Genomic DNA, 16,979 nt, shown 5'->3' with positions numbered 1-16,979 from the left:
GCTCAGGCTTCGACGTCGCCCCGCCAGGCGCCCGTCTCGCCGCCCCGGCCCTCGATGAACTTCTTGAAGTTCTCGAGATCCTTCTTGACCGCGTGCGAACCCGCGCCGACCAGTGCGCCGATCTTCTCGAGGAGTCCCTGCGGATCCCAGTCGATCTGCGCGGTGACGCGCGTGGTGTCGTCGTCGAGCTTGTGGAAGGTCACGACGCCGGCGTGCTCCGTCTCGCCGCCGACGCTGCGCCATGCGACCCGCTCGTCCGGGTGCTGCTCGGTGATCTCGGCGTCGAACTCGCGCTCGGCTCCCCCGACATTGACGACCCAGTGGTTGTGGGTGTCGTCGATCTGCGTGATCGAGACGACCTCGTCGAGGAAATGCGGGAAGCTCTCGAACTGCGTCCACTGGTTGTATGCGACGGTCACGGGGACGTTCACGTCGACGGTCTCGATGATCTGCGGCATCTTCAACTCCTCGCTTCGGGAATGGAGATCCCAGTCAGCCGCACGGTGGCAGATCCCGGGAGGGGGTTGACGCCGGGGCCTCCTGACGTAGGGTCAGACTGCCCCGACCCCGAAGACGAGTCCGAGCACGTAGGTGATCGCCGCTGCTCCGACGCCGATGGCGAGCTGACGCAGCGCGCGCCGCAGCGGCGGGCCGCCGGAGAGGATCCCGACCATCGCGCCCGTGGCGAGGAGCGCGACGCCGACGAGCACGAGAGCCGTGGCGATAGCCGCCAGTCCGCTGAGACCGAAGATCCACGGCAGCACCGGGACGATCGCTCCAGAGGCGAAGAGCAGGAAGCTCGAGATCGCGGCACCCCAGTCGCTGCCGACGACGTCGTGGCCGGAGTCGACGCCGATCGGTCCGGTGGCGTCACGCCGGATGCCGGCCTGCGCCGCCGCGACGACGCGCTGCGCGCGTGCGAGCGATTCGTCCTCGGCCATCCCCCGGGCTCGGTAGACGAGCGCGAGCTCGTTAGCGTCTATGTCGAGATCTCCTGCGGTGGCATCCGCGTCGCTGTTCTCCTCGGTCGACGCCAGGAGCTCCCGCTGCGACCGCACCGAGACGAACTCCCCCGCCCCCATAGAGAGCGCCCCTGCGAGCAGGCCCGCTACGCCGCTGAAGAGGACGAAGCCGCCGCTCACGCCCGTGGCCCCGATCCCGAGCACGAGAGCGAGATTCGAGACGAGGCCGTCGTTCGCGCCGAACACCGCGGCACGGAACGATCCCGACAGTCTCCGGCGGCCACGGGCGGCGAGTCCGCGCACGACCTCGTAGTGCACCTTCTCGTCGGCGCGCATCGCCGGGGTGGCGAACTCCTCGGTGTCGTACGGCGACCGCGCCTCCGCGCTCTGCGCGAGGGCGAGAACGAAGATCGATCCGAAGCGCGAGGCCATCCAGCCCAGCAATCGTGAGCGGATGCCCGCCTTCGGCAGGCGCTGGGGCTCTCCGCCGAGCAGGTCCAGCCAGTGCTGTTCGTGACGGCGCTCCGCCTCCGCGAGCGAGCGGAGGATCTCGCGTTCCTCGCCTCCGCGGCGCGCCGCGAGGTTGGCGTACACGGCGCCTTCAGCGCGCTCCTCGACCAGGTAGCGGGCCCACCGCCGGCGGTCGGCGTCGGTGGGCTGTGCGGGCGCGTGCATGCATCCTCCGTGCTGTGGGTGAACATCCAACGGTATCGATCACGGGGTGGGCCAACCGCGTCAGAGCAGCGATTGACAGGATTTCGGATGCCCGAACCCGAGGCGCGAGAAGCCGCCGGCGTGCGGCCGATCAGGAGCGGACGCGCTTGCGCAGCACATCGATGCGCGACTGCAGCTGCGTGACCGTGGCCTGTGCGACGGCAGGCCCGCCGCAGACGCGTCGCAGCTCTGCGTGCACGGCACCATGCGGCTCGCCGCTCTGCCGGGCGTAGAGGCCGACGAGGCTGTTCAGCAGCTGCCGCTGCTCACGGAGCGTACGGTGCAGCGGAGCGGGCAGGGTCGATTCCTGCTCCGGCGGCGTCGAGGCCTCGCGTGCCTGTCTGAGCTTGCTCTGCCTGGCCTGGCGCTGCATGAGCAGGTCGTGCACGTGCTCGGGCTCGAGCAGACCAGGCAGCCCGATGAACTCCTCCTCCTCGGGCGTGCCGGGTTCGGCGAGCTGGCCGAAGTCCTTGCCGTCGAAGACGACGCGGTCGAAGTGCGCGAGCGACGAGATCGCCTGGTAGCTGAACTCCTGCGTCAGGGCATCCGATGCGTCGTCCTCGCGATTGGCGCTCTCGAGCAGAGAGTCCTCGAGTCCGTCGTCGTCCTTCGTCTGGCGATCGAGCGCATGGTCGCGCTGCTTCTCCATCTCGTTCGCGAGCGTCATGAGCACGGGGACGTTGGGGAGGAAGACGCTCGCCGCCTCACCGCGACGACGTGCGCGCACGAAGCGGCCGATCGCCTGTGCGAAGAACAGCGGCGTCGATGACGAGGTCGCATACACGCCGACGGCGAGCCGCGGCACATCGACGCCTTCAGACACCATGCGCACCGCCACCATCCATCGCCGGTCGTCGGCGCTGAACCTCTCGATCCGCTCCGAGGCGGAGGCGTCGTCGCTGAGCACGACGGTCGGCTGCTGACCCGTGATGCTGTACAGGATCTTCGCGTACGCGCGCGCGACGGTCTGGTCGGTGGCGAGCACGAGGCCACCTGCATCCGGAACGTGGTGGCGGATCTCGGTGAGTCGGCGATCCGCGGCTCGCAGCACCGCCGGCATCCACTCCCCCTCGGGATCCAGCGCTGTGCGCCAGGCCTGGGAGGTGACGTCCTTCGTGTTGTCCTGACCGAGGTGCGCCTCGAGTTCGTCGCCCGCGCTGGTTCGCCAGCGCATCTTGCCCGAGTACATGTGGAAGAGCACGGGCCGCACGACTCCGTCTTCCAATGCGCGGCCGTATCCGTACGCGTAGTCGGTGCTCGACACGCGTGCGCCGGACTCGTCGGGCAGGTACTCGACGAACGGGATCGGTGCCGTGTCGCTGCGGAACGGTGTGCCCGACAGCAGCAGGCGCCTCTTTGCAGGCGAATAGGCGTCGCGGATCGCGTCGCCCCAGCTCAGCGCATCGCCGCCGTGGTGCACCTCGTCGAGGATGACCAGCGTCCTCGCGTCTTCGGTGAGGTGCCGATGCACCGATGACTTCGCTGCGACCTGCGCGTAGGTGACGACCACACCGTGGTACTGCCGCGAAGGGGCCCAGTGGCTGTTGCGGAACCGCGGATCGAGACGGATGTGCACCCGGGCCGCGGCGTCGGCCCACTGGGTCTTGAGGTGCTCGGTCGGGGCCACCACGATGACCCGGTCGACCTCCCTCGTCCGCAGCAGCTCGACCGCCAGCGTGAGTGCGAAGGTCGTCTTTCCCGCGCCGGGGGTCGCGGCGACGAGAAAGTCGCGTTGATCAGCCTGGAAGTACTGTTCGAGAGCCTCTCGCTGCCATGCCCTCAGCTTGTCTGCGGTACCCCACGGGGCGCGCTGAGGGAAGGAGGGAGAGAGCATCGCATCTACGATAATCCAGCCCGCCGACAGTTCGCCTCGGCCCGGGGGTAGGCTCGGATGCTGTGCCAGGGCACCCCGTGGCACAGCTGCCGAAGGAGAGACGATGGTCGACCAGGATTCGTCGCGCACCCCGTACGTCGCCAACGATGGCCCGCACCCGTGGCGCCGGTTCGTCGCAGTGGGCGATTCGTTCACCGAGGGCATCGGCGACCCGGATGATGCCGCTCCCGGGGGCCACCGCGGCTGGGCCGATCGCGTCGCCGAGGTGCTCTCGCAGAACGTCGACGACTTCGCCTACGCGAACCTGGCTGTGCGGGGCAAGCTCATCGCGCAGATCGTCGCGGAGCAGATCCAGCCTGCCGTCGACCTCAAACCCGATCTCGTCTCGATCTGCGCAGGCGGCAACGACGTGATCCGTCCTCGCACCGACCCCGACGACATCGCGGCGCAGCTCGAGGACGCCGTGGCGCGTCTGTCGTCGACGGGTGCGGCTGTCGTGCTCTTCACCGGGATCGACACGAACTTCACGCCCGTGTTCCGCCCGTTCCGCGGCAAGGTCGCGATCTACAACGAGAACGTGCGCGCGATCGCCGATCGGCACGACTGCATCGTCGCCGACCAGTGGGCGCTCAAGGTGATTCAGGACACCCGCTTCTTCGCCGACGACCGCCTGCACCTGAATGCGCTCGGACACCACGAGGTCGCGCGCATGGTGCTGCGCGCACTCAACGTGCCGAACGCCCTGCAGGCGATGCAGCCCGACCCGATCCCCGTGCGCACCTGGCGCGAAGCCCGCACCGAGGACATCGGCTGGGCACGCGAGCACCTCGTGCCCTGGGTGCTGCGGCGCCTGCGGCACCAGTCCTCCGGCGATCACATCGCCGCGAAGCGCCCCGATGCGATGCCGTTCCTGCACGGCGATCGAGACTGACCAGTTCGCCTTCGCGCCACGCTCAGCGCGTCGCGTAGAAGGCGACGGCCGAGGCCGCCGCCACGTTGAGCGAGTCGACCCCTCCCCTCATCGGGATGGTCACCCGCCGGTCGAGAAGAGTGTCGGTATCCGGCAGGATGCCGTCGCCCTCGGTGCCGAAGACCAGCGCGAGCCGCTCCGTCGACTCCTCGACGAGCTCATCGAGAGAGATCGCGCCCTCCCCCAGCGTCATGCCGGCGACCACGTACCCCGCCGCGCGCAGGTCGTCGATCCCCCGGGGCCAGGGGTCGATGCGGGTCCACGGCACCTGGAAGACCGTTCCCATCGACACGCGCACCGCGCGACGGTACAGGGGATCCGCGCAGGTCGGGGTGACGAGCACCGCGTCCACGCCGAGCGCGGCTGCCGAGCGGAAGATCGCGCCGACATTGGTGTGGTCGGTGAGCCCTTCCAGAATCGCGACACGCGGGCGCTCCGATGTGATCGCCGAAAGGAGCTCGTCCACCGGGGTCGGCGTCGGGCGGTGCATAGCCGCCATGACCCCGCGATGCACGGCGAATCCGGTGAGCTTCGCCGCCACGTCGTCCGCCACCACGTACACGGGCACGTCGAATTCGCCGAGCAGGTCGGCAACGGCATCCGTCCACTTCTGCTGCGTCAGGACGGAGCGTGGCAGGTGACCGGCGTGAAGCGCGCGCTCGATCACCTTCGCGGACTCCGCGATGTACAGTCCGCCGGCCGGCTCACGCACTCGGCGCAGAGCGGTGTCGGTGAGCGCGCGGTAGTCGTCGAGCACCGGATCGTGCGGATCGGCGAGGTGGTGCAGCTGCATCCGTCCATGCTGTCAGGTCGAAACCGCCCCGCGGCCCATCGACCGCGCTTAGACTTCCGGAGTGCAATCGCTCGCCCTCCCCGATCAGACAGTCGAGGCCGTCGACCGCACGGCCCGGCTGCTGCAGGAGCACCCGTTCGCGGTGCTGACGGGCGCGGGCATCTCGACCGATTCGGGGATCCCCGCGTACCGGGGCGCGGGCGCACCGCCGCGTGCGAAGCCGATGACGATCCAGATGTACCTCTCGGACGAGGCGGCGCGTCGCCGCTACTGGCTCGGCGGGCACCTCGGGTATCGGGCCTTCACGACTCCCGATCCGAACGGCGGCCACCGCGCGCTCGCCTCGCTGGAGCGGAGCGGAGCCGCAACGGGAGTGGTGACGCAGAACGTCGACGGGCTGCACCTGCGCGCGGGCAGCCGGCGCGTGGTCGAGCTGCACGGCACCATGCACCGCACGCTCTGCCTGCACTGCGGCCAGGTGTACGACCGCCGCGCGATCGCCGAGCGGATCGAGCGGCTCAATCCGTGGATCCTGGTGCCGGAGAACATCGTGCTCAACCCCGACGGCGACGTGTCGCCGGAGAGCACCGAGGGATTCGTCATACCGAGCTGTGAGATCTGCGAGGGCATGCTCAAGCCCGACGTCGTGTACTTCGGCGAGTTCGTTCCGACTGCGCGCTTCGCCCTGGCCGAGTCCCTCGTGCACGCGTCGTCGGCACTCGTCGTCGCCGGGACGTCGCTGACCGTCAACTCCGGTATCCGGGTGATCGAACGTGCGCGACGACGCGGCATGCCCATCGTGATCGTCAACCACGAGCCGACAAGAGCGGACGACTGGGCGGACGAGGTCATCGCGGGTGGGACGACGGAGGTGCTCACGGCGCTCGCAGCCCGTCTCGGCTCGCTCCGAGGTGCGCTCGCCTAGGCTCGACTCGTGACCCTGCTGACACTCGTCCGCCACGGACAGACCGACTGGAACCTCGCGCGTCGGATTCAAGGCACGACCGACATCCCCCTCAACGACACCGGCAGGGACGACGCGCGATACGCCGCGCACAAGCTCGCCCGCGCCGAGCACCACGCCATCTACGCGAGCCCGCTCAAGCGGGCGAAGGAGACCGCCGAGATCATCGCCGGCGAGCTGGGCCTCGCGGCTCCCACTCTCGTGACGGACATGCGGGAACGGGAGTTCGGCATCGGCGAGGGAATGCTCGTCAAGGACTACATCGCGGCCTACGGCGACTGGCACGGCGAGGTTCCCGGCGCGGAGTCACTCGACGACGTGTGCGTCCGCGCCATGGCCGCACTGCACCGGATCGCACGCGATGCCCGACGCCGGTCGGCTCCGATCGCGGAATCGGTGATCGTCGTGACTCACGGCGGAGTCATCCGCTCGCTCATCGACCACGCCTCGGGCGGCACGCTTCCCGCACTCGGCAGCGTGCTCGGCAACGGATCCCTGCACCGCTTCGAGGCGTCGCCGGACGCGCTGCGGCTGCTCGAAGAGGCTGTCGTCCTCTGACCGCCGGGCGACTCAGCCTCGGCTGAGAACAGCTCTGGCGTGCCGCAGCACCGGCTCGTCGATCATGCGTCCCTCGTGTCGGAACACGCCCCGCTCCCCCTCGGCTGCGGCAAGCACGGCACGAGCCCACGAGAGCAACTCCTCGTCGGGTCGGTACGCGTCGCGGATGACGGGGACCTGCTTCGGATGGATGCAGGCGGTGGCCCCGAAACCCGATGCCACGGCGTCCGCGGCCTCGGCCGCGAGCCCGTCGACATCGTCGATGTCGAGATGCACGGCGTCGACCGCGGTGCGACCGTAGGCGCCGGCAGCCAGCAGAACCTGAGCGCGCGCCGTGCGTGCGACATCGCGGTAGCGCCCGTCGGGGAAGCGGCTCGACATGCCGCCCAGCGATGCGACCAGGTCCTCGGCGCCCCACATCATGCCGACGGTCCGCTCGTGAGCGGCGATGTCGCCCGCCCGGTGGACGCCCCGCGCCGTCTCGCACAGCGCGATCAGCGCGTACCCGGAGGCGAACGAGTCGAACGCCGCGGGGTCTTCGCTCTTGGCCACCATGACGGTGTGGAACGGTGTCCGGCCCACTGCCTCGAGGTCGAGCTCGAAATCAGCGGTCTCGGGCGCATTCACCCGCACGATCACGCGAGCCGGGTCGAGATCGGCGCCGACGATGTTCTCGCGCGCCTGAGCCTTGGCAGCCGGGAGCACCGCGTCCTCGAGATCGAGGATCACCGCATCCGCCTTCCGCAGCGCCCCGTCAAAGCGCTCGGGTCGGTCGGCCGGGCAGAACAGCAGGGCGGGTCCCATGTCGAGACTCATTGCTCCTCCTCAGGCAGACAGCGCATCAGCGCGGTGCGCGTGGCCTTCGCCACGACGACGCCGTCCTGGTTGCGCCCGATGTGCTCGATGGTGCAGATGCCCTGACCGGGGCGCGATGTCGAGAGCCGCTTGTCGACGATCACGCTCTCGGTGTACAAGGTGTCACCGTGGAACAGCGGATGCGGGAATGAGATGTCGCCGAGCCCCAGCTGTGCGACCAGAGTCCCCTGCGTGAGCTGTGCGACCGACGAGCCGACCATTGTCGACAGCGTCCACATCGAGTTCATCAGCCGCTGCCCGAACGGCTGCTGGCCGTCCGCGAACGCCGCATCGAGATGCAGCGCCTGCGTGTTCATGGTGAGGGTCGTGAAGAGGACGTTGTCGGCCTCGGTCGCGGTGCGCCCCGGCCGGTGCAGGTAGCGCGCTCCGACCTCGAACTCCTCGAAGTACAGTCCCCGCTGGACGATGTCGGTCATGCTCGCAGGCTATCCCGCGAGACCCAGTGAGCGGGCGATGACGAGCAGCTGCACCTCTGTGGTGCCCTCGCCGATCTCGAGGATCTTCGAGTCGCGGTAGTGACGTGCCACCGGATACTCGTTCATGAACCCGTTGCCGCCGAAGATCTGGGTCGCGTCGCGCGCGTTGTCCATCGCCGCCTCACTCGAGACGAGCTTGGCGATCGCCGCCTCCTCGGCGAACGGCCGGCCCGCGTCGCGCAGGCGCGCGGCATGATGCCATGCCAGGCGGGCGGTGTGCACTCGCGCACGCATCCTGGCCAGGGTGAACTGGGCGTTCTGACGTGTGCTCAGGGCGGAGCCGAACACCGTGCGCTTGCCTGCGTAGTCGACCGCCGCCTCGAGGCATCCTTCGGCCGCTCCGGTCGCCAGCGCGGCGATCGCGATGCGGCCCTCGTCGAGGATGCTCAGGAAGTTCTTGAAGCCGCGGCCTCTCTCGCCGAGAAGATTGTCCTCGGGGACCCGAACGTCCTGCAGGGTCAGGGGGTGGGTGTCGGACGCGTTCCACCCGACCTTGTCATATGCGGGCTCGACGGTGAAGCCGGGGGTGCCGTTCGGGACGATGATCGTTGAGATCTCCTTGCGCCCGTCGGTCTCGCCCGTGACAGCGGTCATGGTGACGAAGCGTGTGATGTCGGTGCCCGAGTTGGTGATGAACTGCTTGCTGCCGTTGAGCACCCATTCACCGCCCTCGAGGCGCGCGGTGGTGCGCGTGGCGCCCGCATCGCTGCCCGCCTCGGGTTCGGTGAGGCCGAAGCCGGCCAGTGCCTCACCGGCGAGCAGAGCAGGCAGGTGCTCCTGCTTCTGCGCCTCGGTGCCGAAACGGTAGATCGGCATCGCCCCCAGGCTGACTCCTGCCTCGAGCGTGATCGCCAGCGACTGGTCTACGCGGGCCAGGCCCTCGATCGCGAGACCGAGCGCGAGATAGTCGCCGCCCTGCCCGCCGTACTCCTCCGAGAAGGGCAGTCCGAACAGCCCCATCTCCCCCATCTGGCGGACCACGCCGAGGTTGAGGGTGTGTGAGCGATCGGCCTCATATGCCTGCGGTGCGACGACTTCTTCTGCGAACTCGCGCACCATGGCCGCGAGCTCCTGCTGCTCCTCGTTCAGGTCGACACCGGTCAGTTCGGTCTTGGCGCTCATGCTGTCTCCTGTTCGCTCACTCGTGCGACGGGCTGATCCCGGCGCACCTGGTCGCCGAGGGCGACCAGCAGGTGCACCGTGCCGTCGTGCGGCGCGAGCACCGGATGCTCCATCTTCATCGCCTCGATCGAGACGAGAGGCTCTCCTTCTCGCACCGTGTCGCCGTCCGCGACATGAACGGCCACGATGCTGCCTGGCATGGGCGCACGACCCTCCGGCTCGCGCGGGCCCGACGCCTTCTCCTGCTCGGCCAGGCGGCGCTGCATGCGCGCGCGGCGCGACAGCGGACGAAGGCGCGACGTGGTCCCGTCGGCGAAGACCCAGACGGCCCCGTCGCGGTCGGTCGCGGTCGGAATGCCGCGCGCGTACGCTGCCGGTGCCTCCACCTGCTCGTCCTGGTCGGTGAGGAACACCGTGCGGGCCGCAGTGGCTGCACCTCCCAGACGCCAGCCAGGCAGCTGATGCCAGATGTCCGCCACCGTGCCGGTGCGGCCCGCCTGCAGCGCCTGCGCGGCGGCGGCGAGCATGGCGGGGGTCGGCTGTGCGGCGGGGAACGGCAGCATGGTCTCGATGAGACCCGTGTCGAGATCGCCGCTCATCACCCGCTCGTCGCGGATCAGGGCACGCAGGAAGCCGATGTTCGTGTCGACGCCGAGCACGACGGTGCGGGCGAGTGCGCTGTCCAGCCGCCGCAGCGCGGTGGCCCGGTTGGGACCGTGCGCGACCACCTTCGCGATCATCGGGTCGTAGAACCCGCTGATCTCCGAGCCGGTCTCGATCGCGGCGTCCACCCGCACGTCTCGCGGCGGGTCGAAGAGCAGCACCTGCCCCGTCGACGGCAGGAAGCCCCGTTCCGGCGATTCGGCGTACACTCGCGCCTCGACCGCGTGGCCGCGCACGGCGGGGGCTGGATCGATCGCCCCTCCAGCCGCGATGTGCAGCTGCAGCGCGACGAGGTCCAGGCCCGTCACCTCCTCGGTGACGGGGTGCTCGACCTGCAGGCGGGTGTTCATCTCGATGAAGAAGACGTCGTCGAGGGCATCCGCATCGACGAGGAATTCGACCGTGCCCGCTCCGACGTAGTCGACGCTCCCGGCCGCGGCGACGGCGGCATCGAGCAGACGCCGACGCACCGAGTCCGGCAGCGATGCGGCCGGAGCCTCCTCGATCACCTTCTGATGACGACGCTGCAGGGTGCACTCGCGCTCGCCGAGGGCCACGACGTTGCCGTGCGTGTCTCCGAACACCTGCACTTCGATATGACGCGGCCTCTGGACCAGACGTTCGAGCACCATCGAGTCGTCGCCGAAGGCGGCCGATGCGACTCGCCGCGCAGTGGCCAGTGCTCCGGCGAGCTCGTCGCCAGAGCGCACGATCTCCATACCCTTGCCGCCGCCGCCGGCGCTGGGCTTGACCAGCAGCGGGTAGCCGACCTCGTCGGCGCGGACCCGGATCTGCTCGTCATCGAGGTCTGCGGCGCTGAAACCGGGTACGACGGGTACGCCGTGCTGCGCGACATGCTCACGCGCAGTGGCCTTGTCGCCCATGATCTGGAGCGCCCTCTCGCCCGGCCCGATGAAGATCACGCCTGCCGCGGCGCACGCGCGGGCCAGCTGCACGCTCTCCGAGAGGAACCCGTAGCCGGGGTGGATGGCCTGCGCCCCCGTCGCCTCAGCAGCCGCGAGGATGGCGTCCACCCTCAGGTAGGAGTCCACGGCCGCCGATCCGCCGATGTGGATCGCCTCATCAGCCTCGTGCACGTGCGGTGCCTCGGCGTCGGCATCGCTGTATACGGCGACGCTGCGCATGCCGAGCTCCCGCACGGTTCGGATGATGCGACGGGCGATCTCGCCCCGATTGGCGATGAGGACGGTGTCGATGGTCATGGCGGTCACATCCGGAAGAGGCCGAAGCGCGGTTCGGGCAGAGGCGTGCGGGAGACGACGTCGAGGGCGAGCCCGAGCAGGTCACGGGTCTGATCCGGGTCGACGATGCCGTCATCCCAGAGCCGTGCGGTGGCGTAGTACGGCTCGCCCTGCGCCTCGTACTGGCTGCGGACGGGCGCCTCGAACTCCGCACGCTGATCGGGCGTCCATGGGGTTCCGGCGGCGGTGAGCTGGTCCTCCTTCACGGTGGCGAGCACGGATGCCGCTTGCGGCCCGCCCATCACCGAGATGCGGGTCGCGGGCCAGCTCCACAGGAACCGCGGCGAGTACGCCCGTCCGCACATCGAGTAGTTGCCTGCCCCGAACGAGCCGCCGATGATGACCGTGAGCTTGGGCACGCGAGTGGTCGCGACTGCTGTCACCATCTTCGCGCCGTCCTTGGCGATCCCGCCGGCCTCGGCATCGGTGCCGACCATGAAGCCCGTGATGTTCTGCAGGAACAGCAGCGGGATGCCCCGCTGATCGCACAGCTCGATGAAGTGCGCGCCCTTCTGCGCTGACTCGCTGAACAGCACGCCGTTGTTGGCGACGATCCCGATCGGGTGACCGTGCAGCCGCGCGAAGCCCGTCACGAGCGTCGTGCCGTACTCGGGCTTGAACTCGCTGAACGTATCGGAGTCGATGAGCCGGTCGATCACCTCGTGCACGTCGTATGCGGCGTTCACGTCGACGGGGACCACGTCGTAGAGGCTGCCGCTCTCACGTGGGGCGGTGCTGGGCACGACGTGCCACGCGGGCCGCGCGGGTTGCGGAAGCGTCGCGACGATGTCCCTGAGGATCTCGAGAGCGTGCTCGTCGTCGTCAGCCAGGTGGTCGACGACGCCCGAACGCCTGGCGTGCAGCTCTCCCCCACCCAGCTCCTCCGCGCTGACGATCTCGCCGATCGCGGCCTTCACCAGCGGCGGGCCGCCGAGGAAGATCGTGCCCTGGCCCCGCACGATCACGGTCTGGTCGCTCATGGCGGGCACGTAGGCGCCGCCCGCGGTGCACGAGCCGAGCACCGCGGCCAGCTGAGGGATGCCTGCTGCGGACATGCGCGCCTGGTTGAAGAAGATCCGACCGAAGTGGTCGCGATCGGGGAAGACCTCGTCCTGCTTGGGCAGGAACGCGCCGCCCGAGTCGACGAGGTAGAGACATGGCAGGCGGTTCTCGAGTGCGATCTCCTGTGCCCGCAGATGCTTCTTCACCGTGAGAGGGAAGTACGTGCCGCCTTTGACGGTGGGGTCGTTGCAGACGACCATCACGTGGCGGCCGTGCACCAGACCGATGCCCGCGATCACGCCGGCACCCGGCGCCTCGCCGCCGTAGAGCCCGTTCGCTGCGAGAGGAGCGATCTCGATGAAGGGGCTGCCTTCGTCGAGCAGTCGCGCGACGCGGTCCCTCGGCAGCATCTTTCCGCGGGCGACGTGCCGCTCGCGGGAGCGCTCAGGGCCGCCGAGCGCCGCGATGGCGAGGCGCTCGCGCAGCTCGTCGGCGAGTGTCTGCTGAGTGACCGCCATCGCGGGTCCTCCTTGACCGTTGCTGAAAATTCGCGCCAGAAGAGTTAGTGTTCACTAACCCCGGCAACTCAGGTTAGCGAGGATTAACCGAAATGACAATGCCCGTCACCGCGCGCGATCGCGCCAAAGCTGAGCGAACCGATGCGATACTGATCGCCGCCGCGGAGCTGTTCGGTGCGCGCGGCTACTCGGGCGTCAGCCTCGAAGACATCGGCGCGGCCGTCGGCGTCTCAGGTCCCGCCGTGTACCGCCACTTCGCCGGAAAGCAGGCGCTGCTCGGTGCCCTGCTGATCGCCGTGAGCGAGGATCTGGTCGCGGGGGGCGCGGCCGTGGTGCAGCGTGCCGCCGACGACCACACGCGCATGGCCATGCTCGTGGACTTCCATGTCGACTTCGCCCTGCGCAACTCGGACGTGATACGCGTGCAGGATCGGGACCTTCCGCATCTGACGGCCGATTCGCAGGCAGACGTTCGACGGCTGCAGCGCGCGTACATCGAACTGTGGATCGATACCCTCGGCACGATCCTCACCGCGGATCGCGAAGCGCTGCGCCTGCGCGTGCAGGCGTGCTTCGGTCTGCTCAACTCGACGCCGCACAGCACCTCGGCGGCGCTGCGGACGCGGGCTGACACCGCACGGCTGCTCGCGGGGATGGCGATGGCGGCGCTCACCGCCGACGGCTGACCGGGGTCGACCGCCGGCGGCGTCGCCCCGCTCAGAAGAGCAGCGCGCGGCCCGGCTGTTCGAGGATGTCCGCGACGTCCTTGAGGAAGCGCGCTCCCTCGGCTCCGTCGACGAGGCGGTGATCGAACGAGACGCTCAGAGTCATCATCTGGCGCAGAGCGATCTCGCCGCGGTACTCCCAGGGCTGGCGGCGCACCGCGCCCACCGCGAGGATGCCGGACTGCCCTGGCGGCAGGATCGGCGTGCCCGCGTCGATGCCGAACACCCCGATGTTCGTGATCGAGAAGGTGCCGCCGGAGAGCTCTGCCGGACTCGTCTTGCCGGCGCGGGCCGTCTGCGTCAGCGCGGTGAGAGCGTCGGCCATGCCGGTGAGAGAGAGCCGCTCGGCGTCGCGGATGATCGGGACGATCAGGCCGCGCTCGGTCGCGGCCGCGATTCCCAGATCCACGAAGTGGTTCAGCACGATCTCGCCCGCAGCCTCGTCCCATGTCGCGTTGAGCGACGGATTGCGCCCGAGCGCGAGCGTGACCGCCTTAGCGATGAGCACGAGCGGTCCGATGCGGTGCTCGGAGAGCGACCGATCGGCTCGCAGGTCATCGATGAGCTCCATCGTCGCGGTGACATCGACCGTGTGGAACGTCGTGACATGCGGCGCGGTGAACGCGCTGCGCACCATCGCCTGCGCGGTGTGCTTGCGCACGCCCTTGATGGGGATCCGCGTCTGCGCGCGATCTCCAGATACGACCTCGGCCGCACTGGCTGGTGCGACCCAGTCGGGTGCCGCGACCGCCTCAGATGCACCGGTGCGCTCGGCGTAGGCATCCACGTCCCCACGTGTGATGACCCGATCGCCGACCTCGGCGGCGATCAGCGCGAGGTCGAGGCCGAGGCGCTTCGCATGCGCGCGGACCGGAGGTGTCGAGCGGGGCCGCTCCCCCACAGTCGGCTCGGCGACGCTGGGAGGCAGCGCATCGTGCGGGGCGGCGGCGAGCACGTCGGCATCCGCCACGACTGCGGGGACGCTGCCGCCCCGGCGTGCGCGTCGCGCCGGGCGACCGCTGGATGCCGGTGCCGCGCCGTACCCGACGAGGTTGGGCTGCGCCTTCTCCTCGGCCTCGGGCGCGGTGGCCGCGGACCCGGCGACCGGCTCGGGCTCGTCGCCGGCGACGTCGAAGGCGATGAGCGGCGCGCCGACGGCCACCGTCTCGCCCGCGTCGGCGTGCAGGGTCGCCACCTTCCCCTCGTAGGGGGACGGCAGCTCGACGACGGCCTTCGCCGTCTCGACCTCGGCGAGAGTCTGGTTCAGCGCGACGGCGTCGCCCGGCTGCACGAGCCACTGCACCACTTCGGCCTCCGTCAGGCCCTCGCCGAGATCGGGCAGGCGGAACTCGGCGATCACCGCTGGTCTCCCTTCGCGTCAGCGCCGCTCAGGCTGTGCGGACGATCGAGTACGCGATCCACGGCATCCAGGATGCGGTCGAGGTCGGGCAGGTGGAACTTCTCGAGCTTCGCGGGCGGGTACGGGATGTCGTGTCCCGTGACCCGCACCGGCGCCGCCTCGAGGTACTCGAAGCAGTACTCGGTGATGCTCGCGATGACCTCGGCGGCCACGCCCGCCTCGCGGGATGCCTCGTGCGCGACGACCACACGGCCGGTGCGGCGCACGGACGCCGAGACCGTCTCGTAGTCGACCGGGGACAGCGAACGAAGATCGATCACCTCGAGCGAGATCCCTTCGTCCTCCGCGGCGGCGGCCGCGTCGAGCGCGGTGCTCACCATCGCACCGTAGGTGATGACGGTGGCATCCGAGCCCTGACGCACGACGCGCGCCAGGCCCATCGGCGGCGCGTCGGCGAGCGGCGCGTCGAGATCGACCTCTCCCTTGTGGTGGTAGAGGCGCTTCGGCTCGAAGAACAGCACCGGGTCGTCGCTCGCGATCGCCTGCCGCAGGCAGCGGTACGCGTCCTGCGGGTCGGAGACGGCGATGACGCGCAGACCTGCCGTGTGAACGAAGTACGCCTCCGGCGACTCCGAGTGATGCTCCGCGGCGCCGATGCCGCCCGCCCACGGCACGCGGATCGTGATGGGCATCTTGACGCGCCCCTGCGTGCGGTAATGCAGCTTCGCGACCTGCGAGACGATCTGGTCGAATGCGGGATAGATGAACCCGTCGAACTGGATCTCGATCACAGGACGATAGCCGCGGAAGGCCAGCCCCACCGCGGTGCCGACGATGCCCGACTCGGCCAGCGGAGTGTCGATGACACGCTGCGCCCCGAACTCCTCCTTGAGTCCGTCGGTGATGCGGAAGACGCCGCCGAGCGTGCCGATGTCCTCGCCCATCAGCACGACCCTGTCGTCGTCGAGCATGGCCTGGCGGAGGCCGGCGTTGAGGGCCTTGCCCATCGTCATCGTCGTCATCTCAGGCCTCCTCGAACGAGGCGAGGTACGAGGCGTACTCGTCGCGCTGGCGCTGCAGGCCGGAGTGCGGCTCGGCGTAGACGCGGTCGAAGACGGCGAGGGCAGGTCGGGTCTGCATGCCGATGCATGCCGCGCGCATCTCGCGCGCGATGTCGTCTGCCGCCTGCTGCACCTCTTCGAGGTGCTCGTCGGTCAGCTCTCCGGCGGCGCGCAGGTGCGCCTCGAGGCGCGCGATCGGATCGCGCTCGCGCCACAGGGCGAGCTCGGCGTCGTCGCGGTAGCGCTTCGGGTCGTCGGCGGTGGTGTGCGGCCCCATGCGATAGGTGACCGCCTCGAGGTACGCGGGGCCCTTGCCGGAGCGCGCGTGGTCGAGCGCCCAGCGCATCGCCGCCATGCACGCGAGCACGTCGTTTCCGTCGACGCGCAGGCTCGGGATGCCGAAGCCGGGTGCACGGCCCGCCAGCGGGTACTGCGACTGCAGACCGACCGGCTCCGAGATGGCCCAGTGGTTGTTCTGGCAGACGAACACGACGGGTGCGCGGTACGACGACGCGAAGATCATGGCCTCGTTGACGTCGCCCTGGCTGGTTGCGCCGTCGCCGAAGTAGGTGACGGCCACCTCGTCGGTGCCGTCGTGCAGGATTCCCATGCCATAGCCGACGGCATGAAGGGTCTGCGCGCCGATGATGATCTGCAGCGGGGCGATCCCGAGTCGGGCGGGGTCGTACGCCGCGCCCTCCTCGCCCCGCCACATGCGGACGTAGTCGCCGGGCTCGGCGCCGCGCGTGTACATCACTCCGGTCTCGCGGTAGCTGGGGAACACGAAGTCCTTCTGAGCCAGCGCGCGGCCCGTGCCGATCTGCGCCGCCTCCTGACCGTTGCACGGTGCCCACAGGCCGAGCTGGCCCTGGCGCTGCAGCGCGACGCCCTCTGAATCGATGCGGCGCAGCACGACCATGTCGCGGTGCAGATCGCGCATCGCCTGGAAGTCGATATCGTCGATCCAGCGGTCCAGCTGGGGGTTGGGCACGCGAGTGCCGTCCGGAGCGATGACGCGCTCCGTGAGCTCGAGATCGTTCTGCGAGTCGACGATCGGGGTGGTGTGCGGTGACATCGGCGTCCTCCTGACGTGGCGGCCTTCGTGGGGCGTGCACGGCT

The 16,979-nt window shown here is 69.6% G+C and carries 16 protein-coding genes; 4 read left to right on the top strand and 12 right to left on the bottom strand.

Translation table 11 applies throughout. The features are described from left to right. Window positions 1-2: 2 nt before the first annotated feature. The 3 genes from FVO59_RS13735 to FVO59_RS13725 all read right to left on the bottom strand — a co-directional run bounded on the left by FVO59_RS13735 (window position 3) and on the right by FVO59_RS13725 (window position 3,510). On the bottom strand, window positions 3-458 hold the full coding sequence (locus FVO59_RS13735; protein WP_182253137.1) for an SRPBCC family protein: 456 nt from the start codon (window positions 456-458) through the stop codon (window positions 3-5). 93 nt (window positions 459-551) lie between these two features. Beyond that, complete coding sequence (locus FVO59_RS13730) at window positions 552-1,637, bottom strand: VIT1/CCC1 transporter family protein (protein ID WP_182253136.1); 1,086 nt, start codon at window positions 1,635-1,637, stop codon at window positions 552-554. 130 nt (window positions 1,638-1,767) lie between these two features. Further along, complete coding sequence (locus FVO59_RS13725) at window positions 1,768-3,510, bottom strand: DEAD/DEAH box helicase (RefSeq protein ID WP_182253135.1); 1,743 nt, start codon at window positions 3,508-3,510, stop codon at window positions 1,768-1,770. 103 nt (window positions 3,511-3,613) lie between these two features. On the opposite strand from FVO59_RS13725, the gene FVO59_RS13720 reads away from it, so the two are divergent. Beyond that, window positions 3,614-4,441, top strand: coding sequence for an SGNH/GDSL hydrolase family protein (locus FVO59_RS13720; protein ID WP_182253134.1), 828 nt, complete (start codon window positions 3,614-3,616; stop codon window positions 4,439-4,441). Window positions 4,442-4,463: 22 nt separating this feature from the next. On the opposite strand, the gene FVO59_RS13715 is transcribed toward FVO59_RS13720, so the two are convergent. Next, window positions 4,464-5,273, bottom strand: a complete 810-nt coding sequence (locus FVO59_RS13715; RefSeq protein ID WP_182253133.1) for a TrmH family RNA methyltransferase — start codon at window positions 5,271-5,273, stop codon at window positions 4,464-4,466. A gap of 61 nt (window positions 5,274-5,334) precedes the next feature. On the opposite strand from FVO59_RS13715, the gene FVO59_RS13710 reads away from it, so the two are divergent. Next, on the top strand, window positions 5,335-6,198 hold the full coding sequence (locus tag FVO59_RS13710) for a Sir2 family NAD-dependent protein deacetylase (RefSeq protein WP_182253132.1): 864 nt from the start codon (window positions 5,335-5,337) through the stop codon (window positions 6,196-6,198). 9 nt (window positions 6,199-6,207) lie between these two features. Beyond that, a complete protein-coding gene (locus tag FVO59_RS13705) occupies window positions 6,208-6,795 on the top strand; it encodes a histidine phosphatase family protein (RefSeq protein WP_182253131.1) in 588 nt (195 codons plus the stop codon). A 12-nt stretch (window positions 6,796-6,807) separates the two neighbouring features. On the opposite strand, the gene FVO59_RS13700 is transcribed toward FVO59_RS13705, so the two are convergent. From FVO59_RS13700 to FVO59_RS13680, 5 genes are read right to left on the bottom strand one after another with little or no spacing between them, the layout of a single operon-like run. Continuing rightward, window positions 6,808-7,611, bottom strand: a complete 804-nt coding sequence (locus FVO59_RS13700; RefSeq protein WP_182253130.1) for an HpcH/HpaI aldolase/citrate lyase family protein — start codon at window positions 7,609-7,611, stop codon at window positions 6,808-6,810. Further along, entirely contained in the window at window positions 7,608-8,087 is a 480-nt protein-coding gene (locus FVO59_RS13695; protein ID WP_182253129.1) for a MaoC family dehydratase, read from the bottom strand. Before FVO59_RS13695 ends, FVO59_RS13700 begins: the two co-directional genes overlap by 4 nt. 9 nt (window positions 8,088-8,096) lie before the next feature. Continuing rightward, window positions 8,097-9,269, bottom strand: a complete 1,173-nt coding sequence (locus FVO59_RS13690; protein WP_182253128.1) for an acyl-CoA dehydrogenase family protein — start codon at window positions 9,267-9,269, stop codon at window positions 8,097-8,099. Continuing rightward, on the bottom strand, window positions 9,266-11,155 hold the full coding sequence (locus tag FVO59_RS13685; RefSeq protein ID WP_182253127.1) for an acetyl/propionyl/methylcrotonyl-CoA carboxylase subunit alpha: 1,890 nt from the start codon (window positions 11,153-11,155) through the stop codon (window positions 9,266-9,268). The genes FVO59_RS13690 and FVO59_RS13685 overlap by 4 nt, the downstream gene beginning before the upstream one ends. Before the next feature lie 5 nt (window positions 11,156-11,160). Continuing rightward, the gene (locus FVO59_RS13680) at window positions 11,161-12,714 is read right to left on the bottom strand and encodes a carboxyl transferase domain-containing protein (RefSeq protein WP_182253126.1); all 1,554 of its coding nucleotides are present in this window, start codon (window positions 12,712-12,714) and stop codon (window positions 11,161-11,163) included. Window positions 12,715-12,806: 92 nt separating this feature from the next. Between FVO59_RS13680 and FVO59_RS13675 the strand changes: the two genes are divergently transcribed. After that, window positions 12,807-13,400, top strand: a complete 594-nt coding sequence (locus FVO59_RS13675; protein WP_182253125.1) for a TetR family transcriptional regulator — start codon at window positions 12,807-12,809, stop codon at window positions 13,398-13,400. A gap of 31 nt (window positions 13,401-13,431) precedes the next feature. Here FVO59_RS13675 and FVO59_RS13670 read toward each other — a convergent pair whose 3' ends face one another. Genes FVO59_RS13670 through FVO59_RS13660 form a run of 3 tightly spaced genes read right to left on the bottom strand, consistent with a single transcriptional unit; the run spans window position 13,432 to window position 16,935 of the window. Then, window positions 13,432-14,799, bottom strand: a complete 1,368-nt coding sequence (locus FVO59_RS13670) for a dihydrolipoamide acetyltransferase family protein (protein WP_182253124.1) — start codon at window positions 14,797-14,799, stop codon at window positions 13,432-13,434. Further along, complete coding sequence (locus FVO59_RS13665; RefSeq protein WP_182253123.1) at window positions 14,796-15,821, bottom strand: alpha-ketoacid dehydrogenase subunit beta; 1,026 nt, start codon at window positions 15,819-15,821, stop codon at window positions 14,796-14,798. The genes FVO59_RS13670 and FVO59_RS13665 overlap by 4 nt, the downstream gene beginning before the upstream one ends. A gap of 1 nt (window position 15,822) precedes the next feature. Further along, window positions 15,823-16,935, bottom strand: coding sequence for a thiamine pyrophosphate-dependent dehydrogenase E1 component subunit alpha (locus FVO59_RS13660; RefSeq protein WP_182253122.1), 1,113 nt, complete (start codon window positions 16,933-16,935; stop codon window positions 15,823-15,825). Between the last annotated feature and the right edge of the window lie 44 nt (window positions 16,936-16,979).

This window comes from Microbacterium esteraromaticum (assembly GCF_014084045.1).
GTDB classification, from domain to species: Bacteria; Actinomycetota; Actinomycetes; order Actinomycetales; family Microbacteriaceae; genus Microbacterium; species Microbacterium esteraromaticum_D.
Note: the sequence above shows the minus strand (reverse complement) of the source record. Positions and strands in the feature narration are given on the sequence as shown.